The organism is Pantoea ananatis LMG 2665, from assembly GCF_000710035.2.
Classification (GTDB): domain Bacteria; phylum Pseudomonadota; class Gammaproteobacteria; order Enterobacterales; family Enterobacteriaceae; genus Pantoea; species Pantoea ananatis.
This window is the reverse complement of the sequence record NZ_JMJJ01000001.1, coordinates 228,300-255,297: the sequence shown is the minus strand read 5'-3', so window position 1 is coordinate 255,297 and position 26,998 is coordinate 228,300. Positions and strand designations below refer to the sequence as shown.

At 54.8% G+C, this 26,998-nt stretch carries 25 protein-coding genes; 10 read left to right on the top strand and 15 right to left on the bottom strand.

What is annotated here, in order from left to right; genetic code table 11:
* The first annotated feature begins 10 nt into the window (after positions 1 to 10).
* From aroP to EL29_RS01100, 3 genes are all read left to right on the top strand, one after another.
* Entirely contained in the window at positions 11 to 1,366 is a 1,356-nt protein-coding gene (gene aroP / locus EL29_RS01110; RefSeq protein WP_014592927.1) for an aromatic amino acid transporter AroP, read from the top strand.
* Between the two features lie 176 nt (positions 1,367 to 1,542).
* Positions 1,543 to 2,946: a glycoside-pentoside-hexuronide (GPH):cation symporter gene (locus tag EL29_RS01105; RefSeq protein ID WP_014592926.1), complete on the top strand. Its 1,404-nt coding sequence runs from the start codon at positions 1,543 to 1,545 to the stop codon at positions 2,944 to 2,946.
* The gene (locus EL29_RS01100; RefSeq protein WP_022622252.1) at positions 2,943 to 3,902 is read left to right on the top strand and encodes a glycoside hydrolase family 43 protein; all 960 of its coding nucleotides are present in this window, start codon (positions 2,943 to 2,945) and stop codon (positions 3,900 to 3,902) included. Before EL29_RS01105 ends, EL29_RS01100 begins: the two co-directional genes overlap by 4 nt.
* On the opposite strand, the gene ampE is transcribed toward EL29_RS01100, so the two are convergent.
* Together ampE and ampD are read right to left on the bottom strand one after the other, a co-directional pair.
* Positions 3,884 to 4,738, bottom strand: coding sequence for a beta-lactamase regulator AmpE (gene ampE / locus EL29_RS01095; RefSeq protein WP_013024632.1), 855 nt, complete (start codon positions 4,736 to 4,738; stop codon positions 3,884 to 3,886). The genes EL29_RS01100 and ampE overlap by 19 nt on opposite strands.
* A gap of 16 nt (positions 4,739 to 4,754) precedes the next feature.
* On the bottom strand, positions 4,755 to 5,306 hold the full coding sequence (ampD, locus tag EL29_RS01090) for a 1,6-anhydro-N-acetylmuramyl-L-alanine amidase AmpD (protein WP_014592923.1): 552 nt from the start codon (positions 5,304 to 5,306) through the stop codon (positions 4,755 to 4,757).
* A gap of 197 nt (positions 5,307 to 5,503) precedes the next feature.
* Between ampD and nadC the strand changes: the two genes are divergently transcribed.
* The 4 genes from nadC to hofC all read left to right on the top strand — a co-directional run bounded on the left by nadC (position 5,504) and on the right by hofC (position 9,596).
* The gene (gene nadC, locus EL29_RS01085; protein WP_019106426.1) at positions 5,504 to 6,400 is read left to right on the top strand and encodes a carboxylating nicotinate-nucleotide diphosphorylase; all 897 of its coding nucleotides are present in this window, start codon (positions 5,504 to 5,506) and stop codon (positions 6,398 to 6,400) included.
* A gap of 176 nt (positions 6,401 to 6,576) precedes the next feature.
* Positions 6,577 to 7,032 (top strand): prepilin peptidase-dependent pilin, encoded by a 456-nt coding sequence (gene ppdD, locus EL29_RS01080; RefSeq protein WP_014606580.1) that lies wholly within the window; start codon positions 6,577 to 6,579, stop codon positions 7,030 to 7,032.
* Positions 7,019 to 8,404: a type II secretion system protein GspE gene (gene gspE, locus EL29_RS01075; RefSeq protein ID WP_026021064.1), complete on the top strand. Its 1,386-nt coding sequence runs from the start codon at positions 7,019 to 7,021 to the stop codon at positions 8,402 to 8,404. The genes ppdD and gspE overlap by 14 nt, the downstream gene beginning before the upstream one ends.
* Entirely contained in the window at positions 8,397 to 9,596 is a 1,200-nt protein-coding gene (gene hofC, locus EL29_RS01070; RefSeq protein ID WP_019106425.1) for a protein transport protein HofC, read from the top strand. Before gspE ends, hofC begins: the two co-directional genes overlap by 8 nt.
* Before the next feature lie 40 nt (positions 9,597 to 9,636).
* Here hofC and EL29_RS01065 read toward each other — a convergent pair whose 3' ends face one another.
* The gene (locus EL29_RS01065; RefSeq protein WP_013024626.1) at positions 9,637 to 10,677 is read right to left on the bottom strand and encodes a GMP reductase; all 1,041 of its coding nucleotides are present in this window, start codon (positions 10,675 to 10,677) and stop codon (positions 9,637 to 9,639) included.
* Positions 10,678 to 10,902: 225 nt separating this feature from the next.
* Between EL29_RS01065 and coaE the strand changes: the two genes are divergently transcribed.
* From coaE to yacG, 3 genes are read left to right on the top strand one after another with little or no spacing between them, the layout of a single operon-like run.
* Complete coding sequence (coaE, locus tag EL29_RS01060) at positions 10,903 to 11,520, top strand: dephospho-CoA kinase (RefSeq protein WP_014606583.1); 618 nt, start codon at positions 10,903 to 10,905, stop codon at positions 11,518 to 11,520.
* A 3-nt stretch (positions 11,521 to 11,523) separates the two neighbouring features.
* Positions 11,524 to 12,267 carry a cell division protein ZapD gene (gene zapD / locus EL29_RS01055; RefSeq protein WP_013024624.1) on the top strand — a complete coding sequence of 248 codons (744 nt, stop codon included), beginning with the start codon at positions 11,524 to 11,526 and terminating at the stop codon, positions 12,265 to 12,267.
* An 8-nt stretch (positions 12,268 to 12,275) separates the two neighbouring features.
* Positions 12,276 to 12,473 (top strand): DNA gyrase inhibitor YacG, encoded by a 198-nt coding sequence (gene yacG / locus EL29_RS01050; RefSeq protein WP_014606584.1) that lies wholly within the window; start codon positions 12,276 to 12,278, stop codon positions 12,471 to 12,473.
* Between the two features lie 31 nt (positions 12,474 to 12,504).
* On the opposite strand, the gene mutT is transcribed toward yacG, so the two are convergent.
* From mutT to murD, 12 genes are all read right to left on the bottom strand, one after another.
* Entirely contained in the window at positions 12,505 to 12,900 is a 396-nt protein-coding gene (gene mutT / locus EL29_RS01045) for an 8-oxo-dGTP diphosphatase MutT (RefSeq protein WP_013024622.1), read from the bottom strand.
* A gap of 137 nt (positions 12,901 to 13,037) precedes the next feature.
* Positions 13,038 to 15,743: a preprotein translocase subunit SecA gene (secA, locus tag EL29_RS01040; protein ID WP_028714819.1), complete on the bottom strand. Its 2,706-nt coding sequence runs from the start codon at positions 15,741 to 15,743 to the stop codon at positions 13,038 to 13,040.
* A 71-nt stretch (positions 15,744 to 15,814) separates the two neighbouring features.
* Positions 15,815 to 16,321, bottom strand: coding sequence for a secA translation cis-regulator SecM (gene secM, locus EL29_RS01035; RefSeq protein WP_235193289.1), 507 nt, complete (start codon positions 16,319 to 16,321; stop codon positions 15,815 to 15,817).
* 290 nt (positions 16,322 to 16,611) lie between these two features.
* Positions 16,612 to 17,529 carry a UDP-3-O-acyl-N-acetylglucosamine deacetylase gene (gene lpxC, locus EL29_RS01030; RefSeq protein WP_013024619.1) on the bottom strand — a complete coding sequence of 306 codons (918 nt, stop codon included), beginning with the start codon at positions 17,527 to 17,529 and terminating at the stop codon, positions 16,612 to 16,614.
* A 101-nt stretch (positions 17,530 to 17,630) separates the two neighbouring features.
* Positions 17,631 to 18,785: a cell division protein FtsZ gene (gene ftsZ, locus EL29_RS01025; RefSeq protein WP_013024618.1), complete on the bottom strand. Its 1,155-nt coding sequence runs from the start codon at positions 18,783 to 18,785 to the stop codon at positions 17,631 to 17,633.
* A gap of 71 nt (positions 18,786 to 18,856) precedes the next feature.
* Positions 18,857 to 20,113, bottom strand: coding sequence for a cell division protein FtsA (gene ftsA, locus EL29_RS01020; RefSeq protein ID WP_006117681.1), 1,257 nt, complete (start codon positions 20,111 to 20,113; stop codon positions 18,857 to 18,859).
* Positions 20,110 to 20,949, bottom strand: a complete 840-nt coding sequence (gene ftsQ, locus EL29_RS01015; RefSeq protein ID WP_013024616.1) for a cell division protein FtsQ — start codon at positions 20,947 to 20,949, stop codon at positions 20,110 to 20,112. Before ftsQ ends, ftsA begins: the two co-directional genes overlap by 4 nt.
* A 1-nt stretch (position 20,950) precedes the next feature.
* Entirely contained in the window at positions 20,951 to 21,868 is a 918-nt protein-coding gene (locus EL29_RS01010; protein ID WP_013024615.1) for a D-alanine--D-alanine ligase, read from the bottom strand.
* Entirely contained in the window at positions 21,861 to 23,336 is a 1,476-nt protein-coding gene (gene murC, locus EL29_RS01005) for a UDP-N-acetylmuramate--L-alanine ligase (protein ID WP_013024614.1), read from the bottom strand. The genes EL29_RS01010 and murC overlap by 8 nt, the downstream gene beginning before the upstream one ends.
* Positions 23,337 to 23,410: 74 nt before the next feature.
* A complete protein-coding gene (gene murG / locus EL29_RS01000) occupies positions 23,411 to 24,469 on the bottom strand; it encodes an undecaprenyldiphospho-muramoylpentapeptide beta-N-acetylglucosaminyltransferase (RefSeq protein WP_013024613.1) in 1,059 nt (352 codons plus the stop codon).
* Entirely contained in the window at positions 24,466 to 25,680 is a 1,215-nt protein-coding gene (gene ftsW / locus EL29_RS00995; RefSeq protein WP_013024612.1) for a cell division protein FtsW, read from the bottom strand. Before ftsW ends, murG begins: the two co-directional genes overlap by 4 nt.
* Complete coding sequence (murD, locus tag EL29_RS00990; RefSeq protein ID WP_014592914.1) at positions 25,680 to 26,996, bottom strand: UDP-N-acetylmuramoyl-L-alanine--D-glutamate ligase; 1,317 nt, start codon at positions 26,994 to 26,996, stop codon at positions 25,680 to 25,682. Before murD ends, ftsW begins: the two co-directional genes overlap by 1 nt.
* Positions 26,997 to 26,998: the final 2 nt, after the last annotated feature.

Below are 26,998 nucleotides of genomic sequence, written 5' to 3'. Positions count from 1 at the left end.
TGAGGTGTGTATGGAACAACAGCACGGCGAATCGCTGAAGCGCGGTTTAAAAAACCGCCATATTCAGTTGATTGCCCTGGGTGGTGCAGTGGGAACCGGCCTGTTTCTGGGCAGTGCGTCGGTTATCAAATCCGCTGGCCCGGCCGTTATTTTAGGCTATGCCATTGCCGGATTTATCGCTTTTTTAATCATGCGCCAACTCGGCGAAATGGTCGTAGAGGAGCCGGTCGCCGGCAGCTTCAGCCATTTCGCTTACAAATACTGGGGCAACTTCGCCGGTTTTGCCTCCGGCTGGAACTACTGGGTCCTGTATGTGCTGGTGGCGATGGCCGAGCTGAGCGCGGTGGGCAAGTATATCCAGTTCTGGTGGCCTGATTTTCCTACCTGGGCCTCAGCCGCCATCTTCTTTGTGCTGATCAACGCCGTTAACCTGACCAATGTAAAAGTGTTTGGTGAGATGGAGTTCTGGTTCGCCATTATTAAGGTGATTGCGGTTATTGCCATGATCCTGTTCGGCGGCTGGCTGCTGTTTAGCGGTACCGGCGGTCCACAGGCCACCGTGCGCAACCTGTGGGAGCAAGGCGGCTTTATGCCCAACGGCCTGGGCGGACTGGTGATGGTCATGGCCATTATTATGTTTTCGTTCGGCGGATTGGAGCTGGTAGGGATTACGGCTGCCGAAGCGGACAATCCTGAAACCACGATTCCTAAAGCCACTAATCAGGTGCTGTGGCGTATTCTGATCTTTTATATCGGTTCGCTGGCGGTACTGCTTTCTTTAATGCCGTGGACGCGCGTAACCGCAGAAACCAGCCCGTTTGTGTTTATTTTCCACGAGCTGGGCGATGCGATGGTGGCTAACGCGCTGAACGTCGTCATTCTGACTGCGGCGCTGTCGGTCTATAACAGCTGCGTTTACTGTAACAGCCGTATGCTGTTTGGTCTGGCGCAGCAGGGCAATGCACCTAAAGCGCTGCTGAACGTGGACCGTCGCGGTGTGCCCGTGATGAGTATTCTGGTGTCGGCCGTTGCCACGGCATTGTGTGTACTGCTCAACTTTCTTATGCCGGCTGAAGCGTTTGGCCTGTTGATGTCGCTGGTCGTTTCTGCCCTGGTCATCAACTGGGCGATGATTAGCCTGGCGCACCTGAAATTCCGTAAAAAGAAAAATCAGCAAGGCGTAACCACCCGATTCAAGGCCGTTCTCTACCCGCTGGGTAACTGGATTTGCCTGGTGTTCCTGGCCGGCATTCTGGTTCTGATGGCCATGACGCCGGGGATGGCCATCTCCGTCTGGTTGATTCCTGTCTGGCTGATCGTTCTTGCTATTGGCTATTTCGTCAAAAATAAGACGCAAAAAGCCTGATCCCCCTGCCCACCCGCCGCCATTTTTCAGCGGGTGGGCCGTCACCAGACCCGACGCGGTTCACACTTCTTCTCGCATGGCTGTTTTGTCCATCATCGCAACGATTTATTGCCGCTCATCCTGCTGATTAAACATTAATACTTCTTTTCTGTTTAATTGTTCTGCAGGAAACATTAATGACAGGTAAAACCCTCTCGTTCAGAGAAAAGCTGGGTTACGGCATGGGTGATGCCGGCTGCAACATGATTGGCGGTGCCGTCATGTTATTTCTCAGCTATTTCTATACCGACGTATTTGGCTTAGCCCCGGCGCTGGTCGGTGTGCTGTTACTCTCCGTCCGGATTCTGGATGCCATTACCGATCCGATAATGGGCGCGATTGCCGACAGAACCCAAAGCCGCTGGGGGCGCTTTCGCCCCTGGCTGCTGTGGGTATCGGTGCCCTACGTTATATTCAGTGTGCTGATGTTTACCACGCCTGACTGGAGCTATCACAGCAAAGTTATCTGGGCGTTTGTGACCTATTTTTTCATGTCCCTGACCTACACCGCGATCAATATCCCCTACTGCTCGCTGGGTGGCGTGATCACTAACGATCCTGGCGAGCGTGTATCCTGTCAGTCGTACCGTTTTGTGATGGTGGGGATTGCCACGCTGATTCTCTCGCTGTCTTTACTGCCCATGGCAGAGTGGTTTGGCGGCGACAATAAAGCGCGCGGCTACCAAATGGCGATGGGCGTACTGGCCCTGGTCGGCCTGGCGATGTTCCTGTTCTGTTTCGCAAACGTCCGTGAACGTATTCATCCTGCCGTGCCGACAAATGATGACCTGAAACACGATTTGCGCGATGTCTGGAAGAATGACCAATGGGTGCGCATTCTGCTGCTCACGCTCTGCAACGTGTGTCCGGGGTTTATTCGTATGGCGGCGACCATGTATTACGTGACCTGGGTAATGGGCCAAACGCCGCACTTTGCGACGCTGTTTATCAGCCTTGGCGTGGTGGGCATGATGCTGGGCAGTACGCTGGCCAAAGTGCTGACCGATCGCTGGTGCAAGCTGAAAGTCTTTTTCTGGACCAATATTGTCCTGGCCCTGTTCTCCTGCGGCTTCTACGGGCTTGATCCTCATGCCACCGTAGCAATCGTTATCGCTTACTTCCTGCTGAATATCCTGCATCAAATTCCTTCCCCCCTGCACTGGTCCCTGATGGCAGACGTGGATGACTACGGTGAATGGAAAACTGGCAAGCGCATCACGGGTATCAGCTTTTCAGGCAACCTGTTCTTTCTCAAGGTCGGGTTAGCGGTAGCAGGAGCGATGGTGGGGTTCCTGCTCTCCGCTTACGGTTACGATGCGGGAGCTAAGCAGCAATCCGCCCAGGCGATTAACGGCATCGTGCTGCTGTTTACCGTTATTCCTGGCATCGGCTATTTGATTACCGCGGGCGTAGTACGACTGATGAAAGTGGATCGTACCTTAATGCAAACCATCCAACGCGATCTTGCCCTGCGTCGCATCGCGGCACAGTCGGGCAGCAACCAGACGCTGAGCGAGATCCAGACAGGAGCACTGAAATGAGTGAACACTGGCCGAACCCCTTTATCGAACGGCGTGCCGATCCTTTTATCCTGCGCCACAGAGAGCACTACTACTTTATTGCCTCTGTGCCGGAATACGATCGTCTGGAAATCCGACGCGCCAGTACGCTAATGGACTTACGCCACGCGGAGCCGGTGGTGATCTGGCACAAGCCCGATATCGGTCCCTTCAGCGAGCTGATTTGGGCGCCGGAGCTGCATCACATTGACGGTCAATGGGTCATCTATTTTGCCGCAGCGCCCTCGCGTGACATCAAAGACGGGCTGTTTCAGCACCGCATGTATGCGCTGGTTTGCGAGGGTGAGGATCCGCTCAGCGGCAGCTGGCAGCCTGTACGCCAGGTTTTGAGTCATATCGACAGCTTCTCGCTGGATGCCACTCACTTCGTTCATCAGGGTAAAAACTGGTATTTATGGGCGCAGAAAGATCCCGGCATTCCGGGCAATTCCAACCTCTATCTTGCGGAGCTGCGCAACCCATGGACGCTTAAAGGTAAACCGGTCATGCTGAGCCGTCCGGAATATGAATGGGAGTGCGCAGGCTTTAGTGTTAATGAAGGGGCGGCGGCGATAGTGCATGGCGATCGGCTTTTTATTACCTATTCCGCCAGCGCAACGGATGAGAATTATTGTATGGGCCTGCTGTCGATTCCGCGTGATGCCGATCCGCTTAATGCCCTGGCCTGGCAGAAGTCAGCGCGGCCGGTATTCTCAACCAGTTGGGAGAACCGCCAGTACGGCCCTGGGCACAGCTGTTTTACCCAGGATGAAGCGGGGCGGGATCTGCTGGTCTACCATGCGCGCAACTATACGGAAATTGAAGGGGATCCACTGTGGGATGGCAACCGCCACACGCGCCTGAAATATTTTTACTGGCGTGAAGATGGCACACCGGATTTTGGCGTGCCACCTGCGGATTACACCAGCGTCCCGTAAATGGTCAAGAGCGCCACGACCACCACTAATACCAGTGAAATGCGTTTTGCCAGCGCCACCGCAACACGTGGCGTAGCAACCTTATCAGTATGAGGATCGCGGGCCAGCGAAAACTGTGCCAGCGTCGTCAGCACATGGTATTGAGAGCGATGCCTGTCGGTTAATGATGCAAACCAGGCAGGCAACGCTTTTTCACCATGCCCCAGCAGCGCATAGGCAACGCCCGCCAGGCGGACCGGGATCCAGTCAACCAGATGCAAAAGCGTGTCTACGCCTGATTGCGCGCGCGCCATTGGCGTACCGTGTTTTGCCAACCAGCTTTGCCAGGCCCGTAAAAAGGCGTAGCCGACCAGTAAAACTGGCCCCCATGCGCCGCCCACCACAAACCAGAACATTGGCGCCAGATAAAAACGAAAGTTAATCCAGATAAGGGCGTTTTGTAACTCGCGTAAAAATTCGCGTTCGCTGCATTCAACCGGCACGCCGTGGATCAAGGTCAGTTCTGCCGCCATCGCCTGATGCGCGGCCGCCTCATCCCGACTCGCCGCCTGCAGATAGGCATGATAATGCTGACGCACCACACCGGCACCGATGCACAGTAATCCCACCACAATCCAGAACACAAGCTGCGGGATCCCAAACAGAATCCCTTTCAGGCTCCACACCACCAGCGCAGTCAATGCCATCACGACCAACAACATCAACAGAGTACGCATGAGGGAAACCTGCCGACGGCGACGAAAAACAGGTTCAAGCCGATGATCCAGTTGCCAGTGCTCTCCCAGCTTAAACAGCCGCTCCCAACCTAAAACCAGTAACAAGGTAAATAACGTCATAGTTACTCCAGATGAATCACGATTTTTGTTGCGGTAACCGCTGCAGATAATATTGCCAGTTAAACGCCGGTCCGGGATCGGTTTTACGTCCCGGTGCAATGTCGCTGTGTCCGGTAATGCGAGCAGGCGTTATCGGATAGTGCTGTAACAAAATTTGCGTGACCTGATGCAGCGCGTGGTATTGCGCTTCGGTATAGGGCTCAACGTCCGTTCCTTCCAGCTCGATACCGATGGAAAAGTCGTTGCAGTTTTCCCGCCCTTCAAACTGCGATATGCCTGCATGCCAGGCGCGTTGATCAAAAGGAACATATTGCACAATCTCGCCATCACGACGAATTAAGCAGTGGGCTGCAACGCGCAAATGCGCGATATCAGCAAAGTAGGGATGCGCGTCTGAGGGCAGTGTGCCCGTGAACAGTTTATCGATCCACGGCCCGCCATATTCGCCAGGCGGCAGGCTGATATTATGAATGACCAGAAGAGAGGGCGCCTCGTTGTGCGGCCGTTCATTACAGTGGGGTGACGGTACCTGGCGCACACCGGTCAGCCATCCATGTTCTAATTTCATACTGATTTCTCATCGCGAAGTCGAATTGAGAATAGCATGAATTCTAAGGCATTATTGCGCCAAAATGCGCCGCGCCCTCCTCACTCTCGCCCGTTTGTTAAGTATACTAAACAAAAATCCCCTCGGGGCTGGCACCGCTTTGTTATCCAGGATATGGTAATCCCACTGTTATCTGTCTTTTGCTGGAGCTGAACGCTATGTCTGTGCGTCGCTATGATCCTGACAGTCGCCGGAGTGCGCTGCTTGAACGTATTGAAAATGATATTCCTGAAACGGTCGCACGCGCATTACAGGAAGATCTTGGCGGTGAGGTAGACAGCGAACGGGATATTACCGCCCAACTGTTGCCCGCCGAAAGTCGCGCCCACGCCCGGGTGATTACCCGCGAAGCCGGTGTTTTTTGTGGTAAACGCTGGGTAGAGGAAGTCTTCAACCAGTTGGGTGCCTATACCGCGCTGACATGGCACGTGGAAGATGGCCAAACGCTTACGCCGGATCAACTGCTGTTTGAAATCGAGGGCCCTGCCCGCCTGTTGCTCACCGCCGAACGCACCGCCCTGAACTTTGTGCAAACGCTTTCTGGCGTTGCCACCGAAGTCAGTCGCTATGTTGCGCTGCTGGAAGGCACACAGACTCAGCTTCTGGATACACGCAAAACCCTACCAGGGCTGCGCACAGCTTTGAAATATGCGGTGCTGTGCGGTGGCGGCAGCAATCACCGTCTGGGTCTGTCAGATGCCTTTTTGATTAAAGAAAATCATATCATTGCCAGTGGTTCGATTCGCGAGGCCGTGGAAAAAGCCTCCTGGCTCTATCCGGATGTACCGGTCGAAGTCGAAGTTGAGTCGTTAAAGGAGCTACAGGACGCGCTTACGGCGTCGGCCGACATCGTCATGCTGGACAACTTCACGCTGGATGAGATGCGCGAGGCGGTGAAGATAACCGAGGGCCGTGCGCTGCTGGAAGTCTCAGGCAACGTGACCGAAACGACGATCCAGGAGATTGCTCAGACCGGTGTGGACTATGTTTCCGTCGGCGCACTGACTAAACATGTCCATGCCCTGGATCTTTCTATGCGCTTTGACGCTAAATAATTGCTTGTGCCGTGCCGCTGGCACGGCCTGTTTTGTGCTATTTCTTCCAGCGTAACCGCTGTATTGCTGTAACCCGCTGTATTTACTGCCTGCCCTTTTCCACTCTTTCCTTTTGCTGCTGTTAACGCCATCACAGGCTTTTTAAACTGCGACCTTCTTATTCAGGAGGTAATGCAATGATCTCTCAACGTGGATTCACGCTGGTCGAGTTAATGATTGTGGTCGGCATCGTGGCAATACTCAGCGCTATTGGGTTGCCCGCCTACCAAAATTATCTGCAGCGCGCCGCGCTGACCGACATGCTGCAAACGATGGTGCCGTTTAAAACGGCGGTTGAGCTTTGCGCCATTGAACGCGGCGGCCCGGACGCCTGCCAGGCCGGGCAGCGAGGGATTCCGCAAGGCACAACATCACGGTATGTTTCAGCGGTCACCGTCGTGAACGGCACGATCACCCTGACCGGACAGGAAAGCCTTAACGGGCTAAGCGTTGAAATGCTGCCCGTGTGGGACAGCAATGAAGGCAGCATTCAGTGGCAGCGCACCTGTACCAGCGCTAATACCACGCTACGTGATAATTGTCAGGAGCAGTTCCGCTTTGCCGATCGGGGAGGTGCCTATGCCCACGTCTGATGATGCGATTGCGCTCATCTGCCAGCGCTTTCGGGCGATTGTCCTTGAGCACAGTGCGACACACTTGCGCCTTGCCGTTCCTGAAAGCGTCCCGGCGGGCCTGATGGAGGCATTACAGTTTGCCAGCCAGTGTCAGGCAGAGGTGGAGTGCTGGCCTCGTGCCCGGATAGAACAGTTTGAATCGATGCGTAAACCTTTGGTGGCCAATGAAAAAGCTCCCGGCGAATCGACCATTGATACGGCCAGTCAGCTTTTGCGCCAGGCAACTCTGCGTCGTGCATCGGATATTCATATCGAACCTTATCAGAGCACTCTGCGTATTCGCCTGCGGATTGACGGGGTCCTGCATCCTCTCCCCCTGCAGTTTGATACACAACCGGCTGCGCTGCTGGCACGACTGAAAATTCTGGCCGGTCTGGATATTGCCGAACGGCGCCTGCCTCAGGACGGACAGTTTAGTTGTGACATTGACGGAAAATCGGCCTCTTTTCGGCTCTCTACCCTGCCCGTTCAGGGCGGCGAAAAAGCCGTCGTTCGCCTGCTTCAGAGTGAGGGCGCGGCCTTGTCGCTGGACAAGCTGGGATTACCCACCGCGCAGTTACGCCTTCTGACCGCCGCGCTCAGGCAGCCACAAGGGCTGATTTTGGTAACGGGCCCTACCGGGAGTGGCAAAACCTTCACGCTTTACAGTGGCCTGAGCGCGATCAACCAGCCTGATAAGAATGTCTGCAGCGTGGAAGATCCTGTTGAAATCCCTCTCCCCGGTATCAACCAGACCCAGATTAATCCAAAGTATGGCCTTGATTTTAATCGCGTGTTACGCGCCCTGTTACGTCAGGATCCGGACGTGATGATGGTCGGTGAAATACGTGACGGCGAGACGGCGGAGATTGCCGTTAAGGCAGCTCAGACCGGTCATCTGGTTCTCTCTACCCTGCACACCAACTCGACAGCGGAAACCCTGACGCGCTTGCGTCAAATGGGCATTCCCGGTTATCTGCTGGGTTCCGCACTTCGTCTGATCGTTGCCCAGCGGCTGGTCAGGCGTTTGTGCCCTCACTGCCGTAAGCCAGCACAGGCTGTTGCCCACTTTCCCGCCTCACTTTGGCCCGGAACGTTACAAACCTGGCGGGCGCCGGGCTGCGATCACTGCTTCTCCGGTTATTTTGGTCGGCTGGCCTTGTTTGAATTACTGCCCATAACGGCTAAGTTACAAAACGCCATTGCCGCCGAAATGCCACTTGAGGGCTTGCTGAGTCTGGCAAAACAGCAGGGCATGCGCACCCTGCTGGCGTCGGGTCTTGAAGCCGTCAGCCGTGGGGATACCTCCCTGGAAGAAATGCAGCGCGTTGTCGGACTGGATAATGACTAGCCTTTATGTGTATCGCTGGCATGCGGTAGACGGCAGCGGAAGGTTGCAAACGGGCCACCATCTTGCGCCTGACGGCGAGACGTTGTTTTCTGACCTGGCACAGCGTCATTTACTGCCCGTCAGCTGGACGCGGGGAAAGGTGATGCGGCGAAGAGACTGGAAGTGGCAGCACAAAATTGACTTGATTCGCCAGCTCGCCACGCTGCTTAAGGCAGGCCTTCCTCTTTCACAAAGCCTGAGCCTGCTTGCCGAAGGACATTCGCAGACGCCCTGGCGAGCCTTGATGCTGGCTCTACAACATCAGATATTAGCGGGCGAACCTTTTTCCAGCGCCTTACGACAGTGGCCGCAAATATTTCCCCCGCTTTACCCGGCGCTCATGGAGGTGGGTGAGCTGACGGGCCAGCTGGATGTCTGCTGCGAGCAGCTGGCACTGCAGCAAACGCGCCAGCAACATTTGCGGAGCAAGGTGATCAAGGCGCTGCGCTATCCGCTGTTTATTCTGGCCGTCGCACTGACCGTTACCTGCGGCATGCTGCTGTTCGTCTTGCCGGAGTTTGTTTCCGTGTATGCTTCCTTCAATGCTCCCTTGCCTGCGTTCACTGCGGCCGTGATCGGGCTCTCTGAGCGATTACAGGCATGGGGATTCCCGCTAAGTGGATTGATTATTCTGCTGGTCGCAGGGTGGCAACAGTGGCGGCGGCGTTCTGAAAACTGGCAGCGGCGCGAACAGCGCGTTTTGATGCACATTCCGATCGTTGGCGGGCTATGGCAGGGCAATCAGCTGACACAAATCTACAGCGTTCTCCAGTTGACGCAGCAGGCTGGACTCACGCTGCTACAGGGACTGGAGGCAGCGAAAGTCACCCTGTCCTCGCGACTGTGGCAGGACGCCATCAGGCTGCTACAGAACCACATTGCGCAGGGTAATCCCCTGTATCTGGCGCTGAGCAATCATCCCTTATTTAGTCCGCTCTGCAGCCAGTTGATTCGCGTGGGGGAAGAGGCTGGCGCACTGGATGTGATGCTGGCGCGCCTGGCTGAATGGCATGAAGGGCAAACGCTGATGCGGGCTGATAACCTTGCCGCCTCGCTGGAGCCTGTCATGATGGTGGTGATTGGCGGCATCGTTGGCACGCTGGTGATTGCCATGTATTTGCCGGTGTTTGGGCTGGGAGAAGCGATGCAGTAAAGGCGCTGTATAGCCCTTACTGCATACGCAGCAGGCAACCTTAACGATTAAAGGTTCGGTTTTCCTGCTCGGCGACCCGAATAAAGGTGGTGCGCTTGGTTAACTCTTTCAGACGCTCAGCGCCAACATAGGTGCAGGCAGAACGAAGACCACCAAGGATATCGCGGAGGGTTTCCTCTACCGGCCCGCGTAACGGAAGCTTCACCGTTTTGCCTTCGGCCGCGCGGTATTCTGCGACGCTACCGGCATGACGCTTCATGGCCGATTCTGAACTCATGCCGTAGAACAGCATGAAACGCTCACCGTTTTCTTCTGTTATACGACCTTCGCACTCATCATGCGCCGCCAGCATGCCGCCCAACATGACGAAGTCTGCGCCACCACCAAAGGCTTTTGCGATATCGCCGGGTACGCTGCAGCCACCGTCGCTGACGATCTGACCGCTCAGACCGTGCGCTGCATCGGCACATTCAATAACCGCAGAAAGCTGGGGATAGCCGACACCAGTTTTGACTCGCGTGGTGCAAACTGAGCCAGGCCCAATGCCCACTTTGACAATATCCGCCCCAGACAGGATGAGCTCTTCCACCATCTCACCGGTTACCACGTTACCCGCGCAGATTGTCTTGCCGGGAAACGTTTCACGGGCACGCTTCAGGAAATCAACAAAGTGTTCAGAGTAGCCGTTGGCGACGTCGATGCAGATAAATTGTAGCGCATCGGAGATCGCCATGATCGCAATCAGTTTATTGAGATCGGCATCCGAGGTACCGGTTGAAACCATGACATAGTTCAGTACTGAACCCGGCACGCGCTGAACAAAGGCCCGCCACTCTTCCACGCTGTAATGCTTATGGACGGCCGTTAAAAGATGAAAACCTGCCAGCGCCTCAGCCATCATAAAGGTGCCAACGGTATCCATATTGGCGGCGATAACCGGGACGCCGCTCCAGCTCAGACCGGAATGCTTAAAGGTGAATCGGCGATCCAGCTCAACCTGTGAGCGACTTTTCAGCGTGGAGCGCTTGGGGCGAATCAGTACGTCTTTAAATCCCAGTTTCAAATCTTCTTCAATGCGCATACATCGTGTCCTGGTAAGAGGTTATACACTGCCGTACATGACGCCATCAGGGTTTTCCCTGTCTCATGATACGCGCCATTCCAGCCGCAACAAGACTGCGAATTTCACTTTATTTACGCTACAATCCATTACATTCAGATGCGGATTTTTAGTGTGATCCGGCACGCATTTTTTCCTGTAACGACGCGTTGACCTGCGTGATACTGACCGACTAAGAGAGTTCGAGTGAGAAATCCCCCCTACACCGTGGCGCTGACTGGCGGAATTGGCAGCGGTAAAAGTACGATTGCCGGGTATTTTGCTGCGTCCGGTGTCGATATCATTGATGCGGATGTCATTGCACGCGAAGTCGTTGAACCCGGCACGCCAGCGCTTCAGGCCATTATCGAACGCTATGGCGATGCGATATTGACCGAACAGGGAACCTTGCAACGTTCACGGCTTAGAGAAATCATCTTTGCGACGCCCGATGAGAAAAACTGGTTAAACGCGCTGCTTCACCCGCTTATTAATGCCCGGACGCAACAGCTTAAAGCTCAGGCGGCCTCACCTTATGTTTTGTGGGTCGTGCCCTTGCTGGTCGAAAACCGGCTGCAGCGCCAGGCCGATCGCGTGCTGGTGGTCGATACCGACGAAGAGACGCAGCTCAGACGAACGCTGCAGCGCGATAATGTTTCTCTTGAGCAGGCTAAACGTATTCTTGCAGCACAGGCCACTCGCCAACAGCGCCTTGACTGTGCTGACGATATTATTGATAACAGTGGCGCACCTGAAAAGGCGCTACCCCAGGTTGCCAAGCTTCATCAGCTTTATCTAAAGCTTGCGGCAACGAGACAGGATTAACTCATGAGTACAGTCGTTCTGTTTGAACATCCACTGAATGAAAAAATGCGTACCTGGCTGCGCGTGGAATTTTTGATCGACCAGCTGCATGACATTATGCCGCTGGAAAACACCGCCACGGCACTGACTTTTTTCCGCCTGGTTGGCGAATTACTGGATATCTTCGAGCGCGGCGACATGCGCACCGAGTTGCTGAAAGAACTTGAACGCCAGCAAACGAAACTGCGCGCCTGGGCGGATGTCCCCGGTGTCGATATGTCCGTGGTCGATGCATTGCGTGACAAACTCAAAGCGCAGTCTGTTTTGCTTAACAGCGCCCCACGAATGGGCCAGCAGCTGCGGGAAGATCGTCTGATTGCCCTGGTGCGCCAGCGACTCAGCATTCCCGGCGGATGCTGTAGCTTTGATTTACCCGGCCTGCACATCTGGCTGCACCTGCCCCAGGCGACGCGCGACGCGCAGGTGACGCGCTGGATGGAAACGCTTATCCCGCTGCACAGTACGCTGGCGATGTTGCTGGATTTGATTCGCCAGTCAGGCACCTACCGTTTACAAACCAGTTTGAATGGGTTTTACCAGGATAATGCTGAAGGCGCTGATTTACTGCGGCTGCAGCTGGAAATGGAGGATGCGCTGTATCCTCAGGTTTCAGGCCATAAAAGCCGTTTTGCGATTCGTTTTATGCCATTGGACAGTGAGCGCGGCGAAGTGCCTGCGCGCCTGAATTTCCAACTGGCCTGTTGTTAGAGGTGAACATGCAGGAAGAGATAATGACGGTGGAATGTCCACAGTGCGGTAAAACGGTGATCTGGGATGAACTCAGTCCGTGGCGGCCATTTTGCAGTAAACGCTGTCAGTTGATCGATCTGGGCGAATGGGCGGCGGAAGAGAAGCGCATTCCCAGCAGTGATGATTTAAACGACAGCGACAACTGGAGTGAGGAAGAGCGCTGAGTGAGACGTGGGGCTTTGTTGCCCCACTCTGTTAAAGTTCGCCCGCCACCAGACGTGCGATCAGCTCATGATTCGCCGCAGGAAACTCATCGGCGATCAGCGCCTGTTGATCGACCCAACGCTGTGGTTGCCCTTCTTTGCCCCAGGGTTCTCCTTTCCAGCCTTCCACCAGAAAAAAGTGCAGCGTCACGCGCAGGTCATCGTAAGTGTGATCTTTCGTGCCAATTGCCCGCGCCTGCGTCACTTCAATCCCGGTTTCTTCGGCCAGTTCGCGCACCAGCCCTTCCTCTGCGCTCTCACCGGCTTCAATTTTGCCGCCGGGAAATTCCCATTTATTGGCCATATAGGAAGAGGCCGCACGCTGGGCAAGGAAAATTTGTTTACTGGCATTACGAATGATGCCGACTGCAACCTGCAGGTGCTTCATGAAAATATCCCGAAGAGTGGGTGAATGAGGGCTGATTCTAAAACATGTTAAGCAGGTTGTTAACCGCTCAGGGGGCCGAATGGTCAGCGGAAAAGTAAAAAAAAAGGAGCCAGTGGCTCCTTTTCGTTAACCGCTTATCAGGCCAGACGACCGTGACACTGTTTGTATTTTTTACCTGAACCGCACGGACAAGGATCGTTACGCCCCACTTTGCGCTCACCACCCTGCTGCGCAAGAGATTCCGCCGCCAGAATTTCTTCGCTGGCGTGGCTCAGATGCTGCTGTTGCGCCAGACGCTCGGCCTCTTCACGACGCTGTTGCTCCATCGCTTCAACCTCTTCCGGCATGCGCACCTGGACTTTGCTCAGCGTGCTGATCACTTCGTACTTCAGCGTTTCCAGCATCGCGGCAAACATAGCAAAAGATTCACGCTTATATTCCTGCTTAGGATCTTTTTGCGCATAGCCACGCAGGTGGATGCCCTGACGCAGATAATCCATTGCGGCCAGGTGCTCTTTCCACAGCGAATCCAGCGTTTGCAGCATGACGCCTTTTTCAAAGTTGCGCATCATTTCTGCGCCGACAATCTCTTCTTTTGCCGCATAACTTTCGGCCGCGTGCGTCATGATACGTTCACGCAGTGTCTCTTCATGCAGATCCGGTTCTTTGTCCAGCCATTCGCTAATCGGCAGATCCAGATCGAAGTCGTTACGCAGGCGCTCTTCAAGGCCCGGTACATCCCACATTTCTTCCAGCGACTGAGGTGGAATGTAGCTGTCGATAATGGATTTATAGACGTCTTCGCGAATGCTGTTGATAGTGTCTGATACATCGGACACATCCAGCAGTTCATTACGCTGGCTGTAGATAGCACGACGCTGATCGTTGGCCACGTCGTCATATTCCAGCAGCTGCTTACGAATATCGAAGTTACGGCTTTCCACTTTACGCTGTGCGTTGGCAATGGCTTTGGTCACCCACGGATGCTCAATGGCCTCGCCCGGTTTCATGCCCAGCTTGCGCATCATGTTTGAAACACGATCCGAAGCAAAGATACGCATCAGCGCATCTTCCATTGACAGGTAGAAGCGTGAAGAACCGGCGTCACCCTGACGGCCTGCACGACCGCGCAGCTGGTTATCGATACGGCGAGATTCATGGCGCTCAGTACCCACGATATGCAGACCGCCAGAGGCCAGCACCGCATCATGACGAATCTGCCAGGCGGCTTTAATCTCGTTGATTTGCGCATCGGTTGGGTTTTCAAGCTCGGCAACGTCCGCATGCCAGCTACCGCCCAGCATGATATCGGTACCACGGCCCGCCATGTTTGTCGCGATGGTAACCGCGCCTGGTTGACCAGCCTGCGCCACGATATCCGCTTCGCGGGCGTGAAACTTAGCATTCAGTACGTTGTGTTTAATGCCTGCACGTGTCAGCTCGTTCGATACCACTTCTGATTTTTCGATGGAGATCGTACCCACCAGAACCGGCTGCCCGTTAGCCGTACGCTCACGAATATCTTCGATGATGGCGTCAATCTTCTCTTTCTCGGTCATATAAACCAGATCGGCAAGATCTTTACGCACCATCGGACGGTTGGTCGGGACAACAATCGTGTCGAGTTTGTAGATGGAACTGAACTCAAACGCTTCTGTATCAGCCGTACCGGTCATCCCTGCCAGCTTGTCGTAGAGGCGGAAGTAATTCTGGAAGGTGATTGACGCCAGCGTCTGGTTTTCGTTTTGAATTTCAACGCCTTCTTTGGCTTCAACGGCCTGATGCAGACCATCTGACCAACGACGGCCCTGCATCGTACGACCCGTGTGCTCATCAACAATGACAACTTCACCCTCTTTGACGATGTAATCAACGTCACGCGTGAACAGCGCATGGGCGCGAAGCGCAGCGGTAACGTGGTGCATCAGCATGATATTGGTCGGTGAATAAAGCGACTCACCTTCTACCATGATGCCCTGGCTCACCAGCAGTTCTTCAACTTTGACCAGGCCGCGCTCGCTCATATGTGCCTGGCGCGCTTTCTCATCAACCCAGTAGTCACCTTCGCCCTGGAAATTGTCTGAGTCTTCTTTTTCCTGACGAATCAGATGAGGAATGATTTTATTCACTTTGGTGTACAGGTCTGAACTGTCTTCTGCCGGACCCGAGATGATTAATGGCGTACGGGCTTCATCAATCAGGATGGAGTCAACCTCATCCACCAGTGCATAGTGCAGCTTACGCTGTACGCGCTCGTCAGGGCTGAACGCCATGTTGTCACGCAGGTAGTCGAAACCGTATTCGTTGTTGGTACCGTAAGTAATGTCTGCGGCATAAGCTTCACGTTTGGCGACGGAAGGCAGGCCTGACATGTTGATCCCGACGCTCAGGCCAAGGAACTCAAACAGGGGGCGGTTATTTTCCGCATCACGCTGGGCCAGATAATCGTTGACGGTAACGACGTGTACGCCTTTTCCGGTTAACGCGTTCAAATAGGCTGGCAGGGTTGCCGTCAGGGTTTTACCTTCACCGGTGCGCATCTCTGCAATACAGCGGTTATTCAGCACCATCCCGCCAATCAGCTGCACGTCGAAGTGGCGCATGCCAAACACACGCTTACTGGCTTCACGTACCGTCGCAAAAGCTTCAGGAATCAGGCTTTCGAGTGATTCCCCTTTTTTCAGGCGCTCACGGAACAGCTCAGTTTTGGCTTTCAGTTCTTCATCAGAGAGCGCTTCGAATTCCGGCTCCATCTTGTTGATGATATCAACGTTTTTGCGCATACGGCGCAAAGTACGATCGTTGCTGCTACCAAAAACTTTGGTCAACATTTTGATTAACATAATAAATATATTCTCAATTCAGCCGGGTCACCCGGACTGCGAAATCTAAAATGGGATTTAAAGCACAAAGATTAGCAGAACAATGGCGCGGGTCCGGCACGGATACCGTGCACTTTGCCGTGTCCGTCAGCCTGTGAGGATACCGGAGCAGCAGGAAGAGGTTGCGGGGACAAACCAACAGGGATGCCGGACTGTGCCGCCTGAGACGTTAATAACGCATGAAGGGAATCAATCAACGCCAGCTTTTGTGCGGCCAGCGGATGCACCTGCTCTTCCGCCTGCGCCTGTGGCGTTAACGTGAAAGAGAGATGGCGGATAACCGTGCGAATGGCATGCTGGTGCCAGTAGTCAACCGTAAAACTGGGGCGTCGCGAGGCTTCCTGAAGACGGATCAAATGATCAAAACGGACCGCATTGCCAATGAACAGGCTACTGGCTGAGGCTTCGGATGCCGTATTGAGCTCAGTGGTTTGCGCACACGCCGGCAAGCCAAGACTGGCCGCCACCATTCCCAGGAGGAAATGAGGCCATAAATAGCGTCTACCTATTTGTCGCCAGCGTAGAAAAATTCCGATCACAATTGTTCCATTGCGCATAACATTTTAATTATTCACTGCTGTTTTCAGCAGCATGCAGCCTGTAAAAGCGCCAGAGATAGTAACACTAATGTGGCGCGGCGACACCTGAGTTTAGTGCGACAGTGGGAGAAATCGCGCGCGATTGTGCAGCAATTCAGCAATTGGTCGTTCTGAGCGGAGAATGCTGTCGCAGCAAGCGGAAATGAATGGCGAGGCAATAAAAAACGGCTGGTGCAACTGACCGGAGAGAGTGTCAGCGCAACCAGCCGTTTTTACGTTCTGAGCCGATATCAGGCCAGAACCAGATTAGGTGCTTTAAACGCCAGTGGCAATTCAGCTTCGTCTTCGAAGGTCGCCCATTCCCAGGCTTCCTGCTTCGCCAAAACGGCCTGCAGCAGTTTGTTGTTCAGAGCATGACCCGATTTGTACGCGGTAAACGCGCCAATAACGTTATGGCCACACATAAACAGATCGCCGATGGCATCTAACATTTTGTGACGCACAAACTCGTCTTCAAAACGCAGGCCTTCTTCATTAAGCACGCGGAAATCATCAAGGCCAATCGCACAATCTAAACTACCGCCCAGGCACAGGCCTTTAGACTGCAGATATTCGATTTCACGCATGAAGCCAAAAGTACGTGCACGGCTGATCTGACGAACAAACGCTTCGGCAGAGAATTTCATCTGGTAACGCTGAGAGCTGGAATCGATAGCCGGGTGATTGAAATCAATGGTGAAATCAAGCGAGAAACCGTTGTAAGGTTTGATCTCAGCCCATTTGTCACCGTCTTCAACACGCACGGTCTGCTTAACACGCACAAATTTCTTTGCGCTGTTCAACTGCTCGATGCCTGCATCCATCAGCAGATAGATGAAAGGCGCTGCACTGCCGTCCATAATTGGGATTTCTGGCGCATCAACTTCGACAATAATGTTGTCAATGCCCAGACCTGCCAGTGCGGCATTTAAGTGTTCAACTGTCGAAATACGCACGCCTTCATCGTTCACCAGGCAGGTGCTCAGCATGGTGTCGCGCACGTATTTTGCATCAGCCGGAAAATCAACCGGTGGATTCAAGTCAGTGCGACGATAGATGACCCCGGTATTAGCCGGCGCAGGGCGCAGGGTCAGGCTGACTTTCTTGCCGGTATGTAAACCGACACCTGTCGCCTGAACAATACGTTTTAATGTCCTTTGTTTGATCATCGTTATTATCTCGCAATATCGCTTTCCGACCGCCAGTATACGTTACCAGCGGGCGAACACTTTAGCACAAAGAGCGGGAAATCCCAATTATAAGGTTATTCCTAGTCGGCCTGCTTGCGCAAAAACGCCGGAATATCAAGGTAATCGGGCTCTTTGTTTGACTGTGCACTCTGATCGTTTACCACTTTCGCAGCAGGTTTTTGCTCCTGCGGCAGCGGGGACATACCATGCTGCTGGTAACGATGATCCATGACAGGCTGGCTGGCAGGTTTGTTCGTTACCAGCGTGATCTCTGGACGCTTATCCATGCCGATACCGGTTGCCACCACGGTGACGCGCAGTTCGTCATTCATCTCTGGATCCAGAGAGGTACCAATTACAACGGTCGCGTTGTCTGAAGCGAAGGCGCGGATAGTGTTACCCACGGTTTCGAACTCATCCAGACGCAGGTCGAAGCCCGCAGTAATGTTGACCAGCACGCCGCGCGCACCAGAGAGGTCGATATCTTCCAGCAGTGGACTGGAGATCGCCATCTCAGCGGCTTCTTCTGCACGGTCTTCACCACAAGCCACGCCTGAACCCATCATCGCGTAACCCATTTCTGACATCACGGTACGTACGTCAGCAAAGTCCACGTTCATCAAGCCAGGACGGGTAATCAGCTCGGCGATCCCCTGTACGGCGCCTTTCAGCACGTCGTTAGCCGCACCAAACGCGTCGAGCAGGGAAATACCACGTCCGAGAACTTTTAACAGCTTGTCGTTTGGGATAGTGATCAGTGAATCCACGTGCTTGGACAGCTCAGCGATCCCCTGCTCAGCAAAGGCCATGCGCTTTTTGCCTTCAAAATTGAAGGGCTTGGTCACGACCGCAACGGTCAAAATACCTAGATCTTTGGCCACTTCAGCCACAACAGGCGCAGCGCCGGTACCGGTACCGCCACCCATACCTGCTGCGATGAACACCATGTCTGCCCCTTCCAGCGCAGAACGCAGTGCTTCGCGATCTTCCTCTGCAGAGTTACGGCCGACTTCCGGGTTCGCACCCGCTCCCAGTCCTTTGGTAATGTTATTACCAATCTGGATGGTCTGGCCGACTGCTGTTTTACGCAACGCCTGCGCGTCGGTATTCACAGCGAAGAATTCCACACCTTCGATACGCTCGCGTACCATGTGCTCTACGGCGTTGCCACCGCCACCGCCGACGCCGATGACTTTAATCACCGCGTCATTGGTTAATTCCATAGGTTCAAACATGATTTCTCTCCGTTATGTGCCTGTCGCCTGGAGATCACTAAAGAAAACAGCATGATCCCCTTTTACAAAAATTAAAACTCTTTTTTTAACCAACTATTAATACGTTTAAACCAGTTACCCACGGAAACGCGCTTTTCAGCCTCTGCGTCACCGTTCATATGTGACTCTTTACCGTAGTGCAACAGCCCGACCGCCGTGGAATAGTAAGACTCCTGGGCGTAGTCCGTCAGGCCAGTAATGTTCAGCGGCTGTCCAATGCGCACCTGCGTATGGAATACGCGCTGTGCGCAGGCTGCCAGACCTTCAATCTGCGCCGCGCCGCCGGTTAACACAATCCCGGCTGCCAGATGGTGCTTTACGCCCTGCTGGCGAAGCTGTTCCTGTAACTGCAAAATCTCGTCATTGACCAGATTTAAAAGCTCGGTATAACGTGGCTCAATCACCTCTGCCAGCGTCTGACGTTGCAGGCTTCGTGGCGGACGTCCGCCTACGCTCGGCACTTCAACGTTTTCATCTTTACCTACAATCGATCCTAGCGCACAGCCGTGACGCACTTTAATGGCTTCCGCATCGGTGGGCGGCGTACCAAATGCGTAGGCGATATCGCTGGTTACCACATTCCCCGCATAGGGGATCACCTTAGTATGACGCAATGCACCGCCAGTATAGACGGCGATATCCATTGTGCCGCCACCAATATCCACGACACAAACACCCAGCTCACGTTCGTCTTCGGTCAGGACCGCAAAGCTGGACGCCAGACCGGCAAAAATCAGTTGGTCAACTTTGAGGCCACAACGTTCAACGGCTTTAACAATATTTTTTGCCATGTCGTTGTGACAGGTGATCAAATGCACCTTTGCCTGCATGCGCACACCAGACAGGCCGACCGGATTTTTGATGCCTTCCTGGTAGTCGATAGCATATTCCTGCGGAATAACGTGCAGGATACGATGCTCATCACGAACGCGCACTGACTTCGCAGTATGCACCACGTTCTCGACATCATCCTGAGTCACTTCCTCTTCGGAAATCGGAACCATCCCGATTTCGTTCTGACAGCTGATATGTTTGCCCGATAATGCAAGGTAAACAGAGGAGATCTGGCAATCCGCCATCAACTCAGCCTGATCGATGGCGCGCTGAACGCATTTCACCACCGACTCAAGATCGTTTACGCCGCCTTTATCCATACCGCGGGACGGACAACTGCCGACCCCAATAATATTGACCATACCATCGGGCAGAATTTCCCCAACCAGGGCGGCGACCTTCGCAGTGCCGATTTCGAGTCCAACTACCAGTTTTCTGTCCGTTGCCTTGATCATTGTTGTTTAGCCTGTGCCTGGTTTTGTTGCTGATTACTGTCCTGTGGATCCATCACTATCGGTGTCCAGCCAACAGAAGCGCCAGAGTCATAGCGTAAATCAACCGAGTTGATGCGCTTGTGTTCATTCTGACCTTGCTGCAGCAGCACCGGATAGAGCTCAATAAAACGATTCAGACGCTTCATGGTATCGGTCCGCCCCAGCTCAATGCGGACATCATCGCTGGTCACTAACTGCCATGAACGTCGCGCCGTCATCGACGCCACCTTCAGGGTAAACTTCCTGGCCTTCAGCACGTCATCCATACTGTGATAACCCGCCAGCACCTCTTTTTCACTGCCTTCTGGACCGTATAACATCGGCAGCGTTTCTTTACCCATGTGGTTAGCCGGGACGCTGAATGACACACCGTCGCTGTCCACCATGTGTGAGTCATTCCAGCGCGCTACCGGTGTAAACTCCACCAAATGAATTTTCAGTTCGTCTGGCCACTGCTTACGCACACTAACCTGTTTAATCCATGGCAACCGTTCTATCTGCTGCTGGATCACGTTCACGTCCTGCGACATAAACGTGCCCGGTGAACCCAGTGACAAAATCGCCTGACGAATATCGTCATGGGTTGTGTAGTGCAGTTGCCCTGTGACCACCAGCTTCGACAGGGGTAAACGGGAGGCATCGTTCATCCACTTCAGAACGACCAGGCCACCCGCAATCATTACGCCCATCACCATCAGCAGAAACACGATGCCGAAGAGCCGGGCACCGTTACTGCGACCGGTGCGTGCCCGCTCCTGCGCTTCACGATTACGTACATTCATCGCCGCCTGTGACATATCAGTCGGCCAACTCCAGAATACGTACGACCAGTTGAGAAAATGTCAGCCCGGCCTGCTTTGCCGCCATCGGCACTAAGCTGTGGCTGGTCATGCCCGGTGAGGTGTTCGCTTCCAGCAGTTGGAAGTGTCCTTGATCGTCAGTCATGACATCAACGCGTCCCCAGCCGCTGCATCCGAGTGCACGCCAGGCTGACCACACCAGCTGTTGTAATTCCGCCTCGCGCTCGGCACTCAGCCCGGCTGGACAGAAGTACTGAGTATCGTCAGAAATGTATTTCGCTTCATAGTCATAGAACTCGCTGGCGGTCTTTATTTTTATCGCGGGCAGAATCTGGTCACCCAGAATGCCAACGGTATATTCCTCACCGCTCAGAAAAGCTTCGACCAGCACATTGTCGTCGTGGCGAAACGCCTCTTCCAGCGCAGCTGACAGATCGCTTAACTGGTTTACACGGCTGATGCCGACGCTGGATCCCTCGCTGCTCGGTTTCACGAACAGGGGTAATCCCAATGCGCTAATCGCCGCCTCGGTCGCCGCATCCAGACCGCTCTGCATCTGTTCACGCGTAATCCAGACAAATTTACCCGCCGGCAGTCCCCTGCCCTGCCACAGCAGTTTGGTGCGCAACTTGTCCATGGTGACGGCGGAAGCCATCACACCGCTGCCGGTGTAAGGCAACTGCAGGAATTCCAGCACCGCCTGAAGCGTGCCGTCCTCGCCGCCGCGACCATGCAGGGCGATAAACACTTTTTCAAAACCTTGCGCGGTTAACTCCAGCACTGAGACGTCGCGGGTATCAATACCCTGTGCATCAATACCGGCTTCACGCAGGCCCGCCAGCACGGCACCGCCGGACATCAGGGACACGTCGCGCTCGGCTGACGTGCCGCCCATTAAAACGGCAACTTTAGTCATGACGGCCCTCCACTTTGCGTGCTGGCTGCAGTTTGCATTCAGCCAGCTTCCGCGCCACTTTACCGACGTTTCCTGCCCCCTGAACCAGAATCAGATCGTTGCCTGACAGCAAAGGCGCCAGCATTTCAACGAGCGCATCATGTTCCGGCACCAGAATAGGATCGACCTTGCCGCGATGACGAATGGCGCGGCACAGTGCACGGCTGTCTGCGCCTGGGATGGGCGTTTCGCCTGCGGCGTAGACATCCAGCATCAGCAAAACGTCAACCTGAGACAGCACGTTGGCAAAATCATCAAACAGGTCACGCGTGCGGGTATAACGGTGCGGCTGAAACACCATCGCCAGTTTTTTATCCGGCCAGCCCGCTCGCGCGGCTTTAATGGTGGCGTCAACTTCCGTGGGATGATGACCATAATCGTCCACCAGCATGGCAGTGCCAGGCTGCCCATTAACCGGCTCCGTAGGAAACTCACCCAGCTGGTCGAAACGACGACCGGTACCCTGGAAGCTTTCCAGCGCAGCCAGAATCGCGCTGTCTTCAATCCCTTCTTCGCTGGCCACCGCCACGGCGGCGGCGGCGTTTAATGCATTGTGTCGACCCGGCGCATTCAGAGTGATCTGTAACGGCGCCTTGTCCTGACGAATCAGGCTGAAATGAACCTGCGCGCCGCGTTGTTCAAACGCCTCGATGCGAAAGTCGGCGTCGTCGCTGAAACCATAAGTAGTAATCTGGCGGCCGACACGCGGCAGCAGATCGCGGATCACGGCATCATCAACACACATCACCGCACGACCGTAAAACGGCAAATTGTGCAGGAAATTAATGAACGTCTGCTTCAGGTTTTCAAAATCGCCCTGATAGGTGTCCATATGATCCGCTTCGATATTGGTGACAACGGCGACCATTGGCTGCAAGTGCAGGAATGACGCATCGCTCTCGTCCGCTTCGGCGATCAGGTAGCGGCTACTGCCCAGACGTGCATGCGTGCCTGCGGCTTTTACCAGCCCCCCATTCACAAAGGTGGGGTCCAGACCGCCTTCCGCGTAAATGCTCGAGACCATCGCCGTCGTGGTGGTTTTGCCGTGCGTGCCGGCAATCGCAATACCGTGGCGAAAACGCATCAGCTCTGCCAGCATCTCTGCGCGGCGGATGACCGGGATTCGCTGTTCGCGTGCAGCCACCAGCTCAGGGTTGTCCTGCGCCACCGCACTGGAGACCACGACAACGCTGGCATCCGTTACGTTTTCCGGGCGATGGTTAAAGTAAATGGTCGCGCCCAGATTGATCAGATTCTGTGTCACCGGATTTGGCGCCAGATCAGAACCGCTGATATGGTAACCTTCATTCGCTAACACTTCGGCAATACCGCCCATGCCAGCACCACCGATGCCGACAAAGTGAATGTGCCGGACGCGACGCATCTCGGGCACGATAGAACGCAGTTTCGCCAGTTGTTGTGTATTCATTACGCTTTATTACCTACCTACTCATTCAGTTTGTGCTCAATATGAGCACGGGTCAGCCAGGCTGACCTGATGCGTTAATGTGCGGCGCGAGCCACTTCCTGCGCGACCCGTTCAGTCGCATCGGGTACCGCCACCTCGTGGGCTTTTTCAGCCATCGCGAGTAATGTTGGTCGATCCCAGTGACGCAACGTTTCCGCTACCGCCTCCGCTGTAAACTGCGGCTGCTCAAAAATTTTGGCTGCACCTGCGCCCTCAAGCGGCAAGGCATTCCAGTACTGCTGACGATCTTTATGCTGAAACGGCACGAAGATCGCCGGTAATCCTGCCGCGGCGATCTCACTCACCGTCAGTGCACCTGAGCGACAAATCACGACGTCTGCCCAGGCGTAGGCCGCTGCCATATCATCAATAAACTCGGTCACCTTGTGATGGTCCTGACCCACTTGCTGATAAGCATGTTGAACGTCCTGCAACGCGCCTTTTCCGGTCTGATGCCAGACGGTAATCTGCTCACCCAGTAGAGCCGCAATCTGGGGCACGGTCTGGTTAAGGATACGTGCGCCCTGGCTGCCACCCACCACCAGAATACGGATAGCGCCGCTGCGCCCGGCCAGACGCTGAGCCGGTGAGGGCAGTGCCAGCACGTCTGTACGTACCGGGTTTCCTACCACCTCTGCGTGAGGAAAGGCGCCGGGAAACGCCTGCATAACCTTGGTGGCGATTTTTGCCAGCCACTTGTTTGTCAGCCCGGCGATCCCGTTTTGCTCATGCAGCACCACAGGAACACCGCAGCTCCATGCAGCCAGGCCACCCGGCCCCGAAACATAGCCACCCATGCCCAGCACAACGTCAGGCTTCCAGGCTTTAATAATCTTGCGAGCCTGACGCCAGGCGTTGAAAATACGCACCGGTGCCAACAGCAGGGCTTTGATGCCCTTGCCGCGTAATCCGCTGATACGAATGAAGTCGATGTCGATACCGTGCTTCGGTACCAGATCGGCTTCCATACGATCTGCAGTGCCTAACCAGCGAACTTCCCAGCCCTGCGCTTTCAGATGATGGGCAACAGCCAGCCCCGGGAAAACGTGTCCACCGGTGCCACCTGCCATTACCATCAATCGTTTACCACTCATCGACCACCTCGGGTAAACGCCTGCGCTTTAGCCAGACGCGTTTCATAATCAATACGTAACAAAAATACGATGGCCGTCGACATAATGATCAAACTCGAGCCACCGTAACTAATCAGCGGCAACGTCAGACCTTTGGTCGGTAACATACCGGCCGCAGCGCCCACGTTGACCAGTGCCTGAAAGCTGAACCACACGCCAATTGAACAGGCTAAAAAGCCGGAAAAACGTTGATCAAGTTCAAGCGCGCGCCGGCCAATCGACATCGCACGAAAAGCCACGAAGAATACCATTAACAGCGCTAAAACCACACCGATGTAACCCAGTTCTTCTCCGATAATGGAGAAAATAAAGTCGGTATGGGCTTCGGGCAAATACTCCAGTTTCTGAACCGAATTCCCCAGCCCCTGCCCCCAGAATTCACCGCGGCCAAACGCCATCAGAGACTGCGTCAGCTGGTAGCCGCTGCCGAACGGATCTTCCCACGGATTCCAGAACGAGGTGACACGGCGCATACGGTATGGCTCGGCGATGATCAGCAGCACCACAGCAAAGATGCCGGAGCCGATAATGGCCAGGAACTGCCACAGTTTGGCCCCCGCCAGAAACAGCATCGCCAGCGTAGTGACAAACAGCACTACCACCGTCCCCAAATCGGGCTGGGCCAGCAGCAGTACGGCCAGCACCACCATCACGCCCATTGGCTTACAAAAGCCCCAGAAGTTATTTCGCACCTCTTCTACCTTGCGCACCAGGTAACTGGCGAGATAGCAGAAGAGCGTGAGTTTAGATAACTCAGCGGGCTGAATACGCAGCGGCCCCAAGGCAATCCAGCGTGACGCACCGTTTACCGAGCTGCCCACCACCAACACAATCAGCAGCATGGCGACGGAAACCATCAGCATTATGTTGCTGTAGCGCTGCCAGAAATCCATCGGAACGCGCAGCGTGACCAGCGCCATGCCGAATGCCAGCGCAATATAGAACGCATCACGCTTGGCAAAGTAGAACGGATCGTCATTCAGACGCTGACCTACTGGCATTGATGCCGACGTCACCATCACAAAACCAATCGCGGCTAATCCCAGGGTTAACCACAGCAGCGTACGATCGTAGAGCACCAGTGAGGTATCGTCGCTCTCACGCGACCCCATCACCCAGTTGCTCAGGCGACCTGACAGATAATTCACTATGCCTGCACCAGGAATCCGCATCAGCTTAACTCCCTGGCCAGCTGCGCGAAGACGTCACCGCGCTGTTCAAAATTGCGAAACTGATCGAGGCTGGCACAGGCGGGGGAAAGCAGTACCATATCGTCCGGCTGGACCTGTCTGGCGATCTGCTCCATGGCCTGCTGCAGCGTATCGGTACGCACCGCCACGTCAGGCCGCAGCGCGGCGAGCGCATCGCCATCGCGACCAAAGCAGTACAGCCGGATACGATCGCCTTGCAGATAAGTGGCCAGCGGCGAGAAATCAGCCGATTTCCCATCGCCCCCGAGCAGCAGCCAGAGCGTGCCGTTAACCTCTAAGCCTTTCAGTGCCGCTTCCGTGCTGCCAACGTTGGTCGCTTTTGAATCATTGATCCAGCGCACCCCGCGACTCTGATGAACCAGTTGAAAGCGGTGTGGCAGTCCAGAGTACGCTGCCAGCGCAGACAGGCTGGTTGAGCGGGGCAGCCCTACCGCATCTGCCAGCGCTAAAGCCGCCAGCGCATTGGTGTAATTGTGTTGGCCTACCAGCGTCATTTCGTCGGTATTCAGGACCTTCTCGCCTTTGGCGCGCAGCCAGATGCTGCCCTGCTGCTTATTAAGGTGATAATCGCCAATATCGATGCCAAAACTCACGCAGCGCGCGTCAGCGCCGCGTACCGGCATCGTCATGCCATCATCCGCGTTCACGACACAGACCTGCGCGTTTTCGTAAATCCGCAGTTTTGCTGCCCGATACTGCTGCATACCTAACGGATAGCGATCCATATGATCTTCAGTCACGTTAAGGATGGTGGCCGCTGCGGCTTTCAGGCTGTGAGTGGTCTCCAACTGAAAGCTGGACAGTTCAAGGACATAGAGCTGCGCAGGCGCTTTCAGCAGGCTGAGGGCGGGTAAGCCAATGTTGCCGCCGACACCGACCTGCCAGCCTGCGGCCTTCGCCATTTCGCCGACTAAGGTGGTGACCGTACTTTTTCCGTTCGAACCGGTAATTGCCACGATGGGTGCCTGTGCTTCACGGCAAAACAGCTCAATATCGCCCACGATTTCGATGCCCGCATCCGCGGCTTCGCACAGCGCCGGATGTGCCAGCGCAATACCGGGGCTGGCAACAATCAGGTCGGCAGCCAACAGCCAGTCGCTGTTGATCCCGCCCACATAGCGCTCCACCTGCTCAGGCAGCTTGTCCAGCCCGGGCGGTGACATACGGGTATCCATCACGCGTGGCGTTACGCCCTGCGCTACAAAGAAATCAACACAGGACAGCCCGGTCAGGCCCAGTCCGATGATGACAACTTTTCTCCCGCGATAGTCAGCCATGA

Bases quoted from the DNA above. Each gene is read 5' to 3' on its own strand.
- mutT (WP_013024622.1), bottom strand. From the start codon at position 12,900: ATGAAGCACCTGCAGGTTGCAGTCGGCATCATTCGTAATGCCAGTAAA.
- EL29_RS01100 (WP_022622252.1), top strand. From the start codon at position 2,943: ATGAGTGAACACTGGCCGAACCCCTTTATCGAACGGCGTGCCGATCCT.
- gspE (WP_026021064.1), top strand. From the start codon at position 7,019: ATGCCCACGTCTGATGATGCGATTGCGCTCATCTGCCAGCGCTTTCGG.
- lpxC (WP_013024619.1), bottom strand. From the start codon at position 17,529: ATGATCAAACAAAGGACATTAAAACGTATTGTTCAGGCGACAGGTGTC.
- murD (WP_014592914.1), bottom strand. From the start codon at position 26,996: ATGGCTGACTATCGCGGGAGAAAAGTTGTCATCATCGGACTGGGCCTG.
- ftsZ (WP_013024618.1), bottom strand. From the start codon at position 18,785: ATGTTTGAACCTATGGAATTAACCAATGACGCGGTGATTAAAGTCATC.
- ampD (WP_014592923.1), bottom strand. From the start codon at position 5,306: ATGAAATTAGAACATGGATGGCTGACCGGTGTGCGCCAGGTACCGTCA.
- murC (WP_013024614.1), bottom strand. From the start codon at position 23,336: ATGAATACACAACAACTGGCGAAACTGCGTTCTATCGTGCCCGAGATG.
- aroP (WP_014592927.1), top strand. From the start codon at position 11: ATGGAACAACAGCACGGCGAATCGCTGAAGCGCGGTTTAAAAAACCGC.
- ppdD (WP_014606580.1), top strand. From the start codon at position 6,577: ATGATCTCTCAACGTGGATTCACGCTGGTCGAGTTAATGATTGTGGTC.
- EL29_RS01065 (WP_013024626.1), bottom strand. From the start codon at position 10,677: ATGCGCATTGAAGAAGATTTGAAACTGGGATTTAAAGACGTACTGATT.
- yacG (WP_014606584.1), top strand. From the start codon at position 12,276: ATGCAGGAAGAGATAATGACGGTGGAATGTCCACAGTGCGGTAAAACG.
- ftsW (WP_013024612.1), bottom strand. From the start codon at position 25,680: ATGCGGATTCCTGGTGCAGGCATAGTGAATTATCTGTCAGGTCGCCTG.
- ftsA (WP_006117681.1), bottom strand. From the start codon at position 20,113: ATGATCAAGGCAACGGACAGAAAACTGGTAGTTGGACTCGAAATCGGC.
- nadC (WP_019106426.1), top strand. From the start codon at position 5,504: ATGTCTGTGCGTCGCTATGATCCTGACAGTCGCCGGAGTGCGCTGCTT.
- EL29_RS01010 (WP_013024615.1), bottom strand. From the start codon at position 21,868: ATGACTAAAGTTGCCGTTTTAATGGGCGGCACGTCAGCCGAGCGCGAC.
- hofC (WP_019106425.1), top strand. From the start codon at position 8,397: ATGACTAGCCTTTATGTGTATCGCTGGCATGCGGTAGACGGCAGCGGA.
- ftsQ (WP_013024616.1), bottom strand. From the start codon at position 20,949: ATGTCACAGGCGGCGATGAATGTACGTAATCGTGAAGCGCAGGAGCGG.
- murG (WP_013024613.1), bottom strand. From the start codon at position 24,469: ATGAGTGGTAAACGATTGATGGTAATGGCAGGTGGCACCGGTGGACAC.
- secA (WP_028714819.1), bottom strand. From the start codon at position 15,743: ATGTTAATCAAAATGTTGACCAAAGTTTTTGGTAGCAGCAACGATCGT.
- ampE (WP_013024632.1), bottom strand. From the start codon at position 4,738: ATGACGTTATTTACCTTGTTACTGGTTTTAGGTTGGGAGCGGCTGTTT.
- zapD (WP_013024624.1), top strand. From the start codon at position 11,524: ATGAGTACAGTCGTTCTGTTTGAACATCCACTGAATGAAAAAATGCGT.
- EL29_RS01105 (WP_014592926.1), top strand. From the start codon at position 1,543: ATGACAGGTAAAACCCTCTCGTTCAGAGAAAAGCTGGGTTACGGCATG.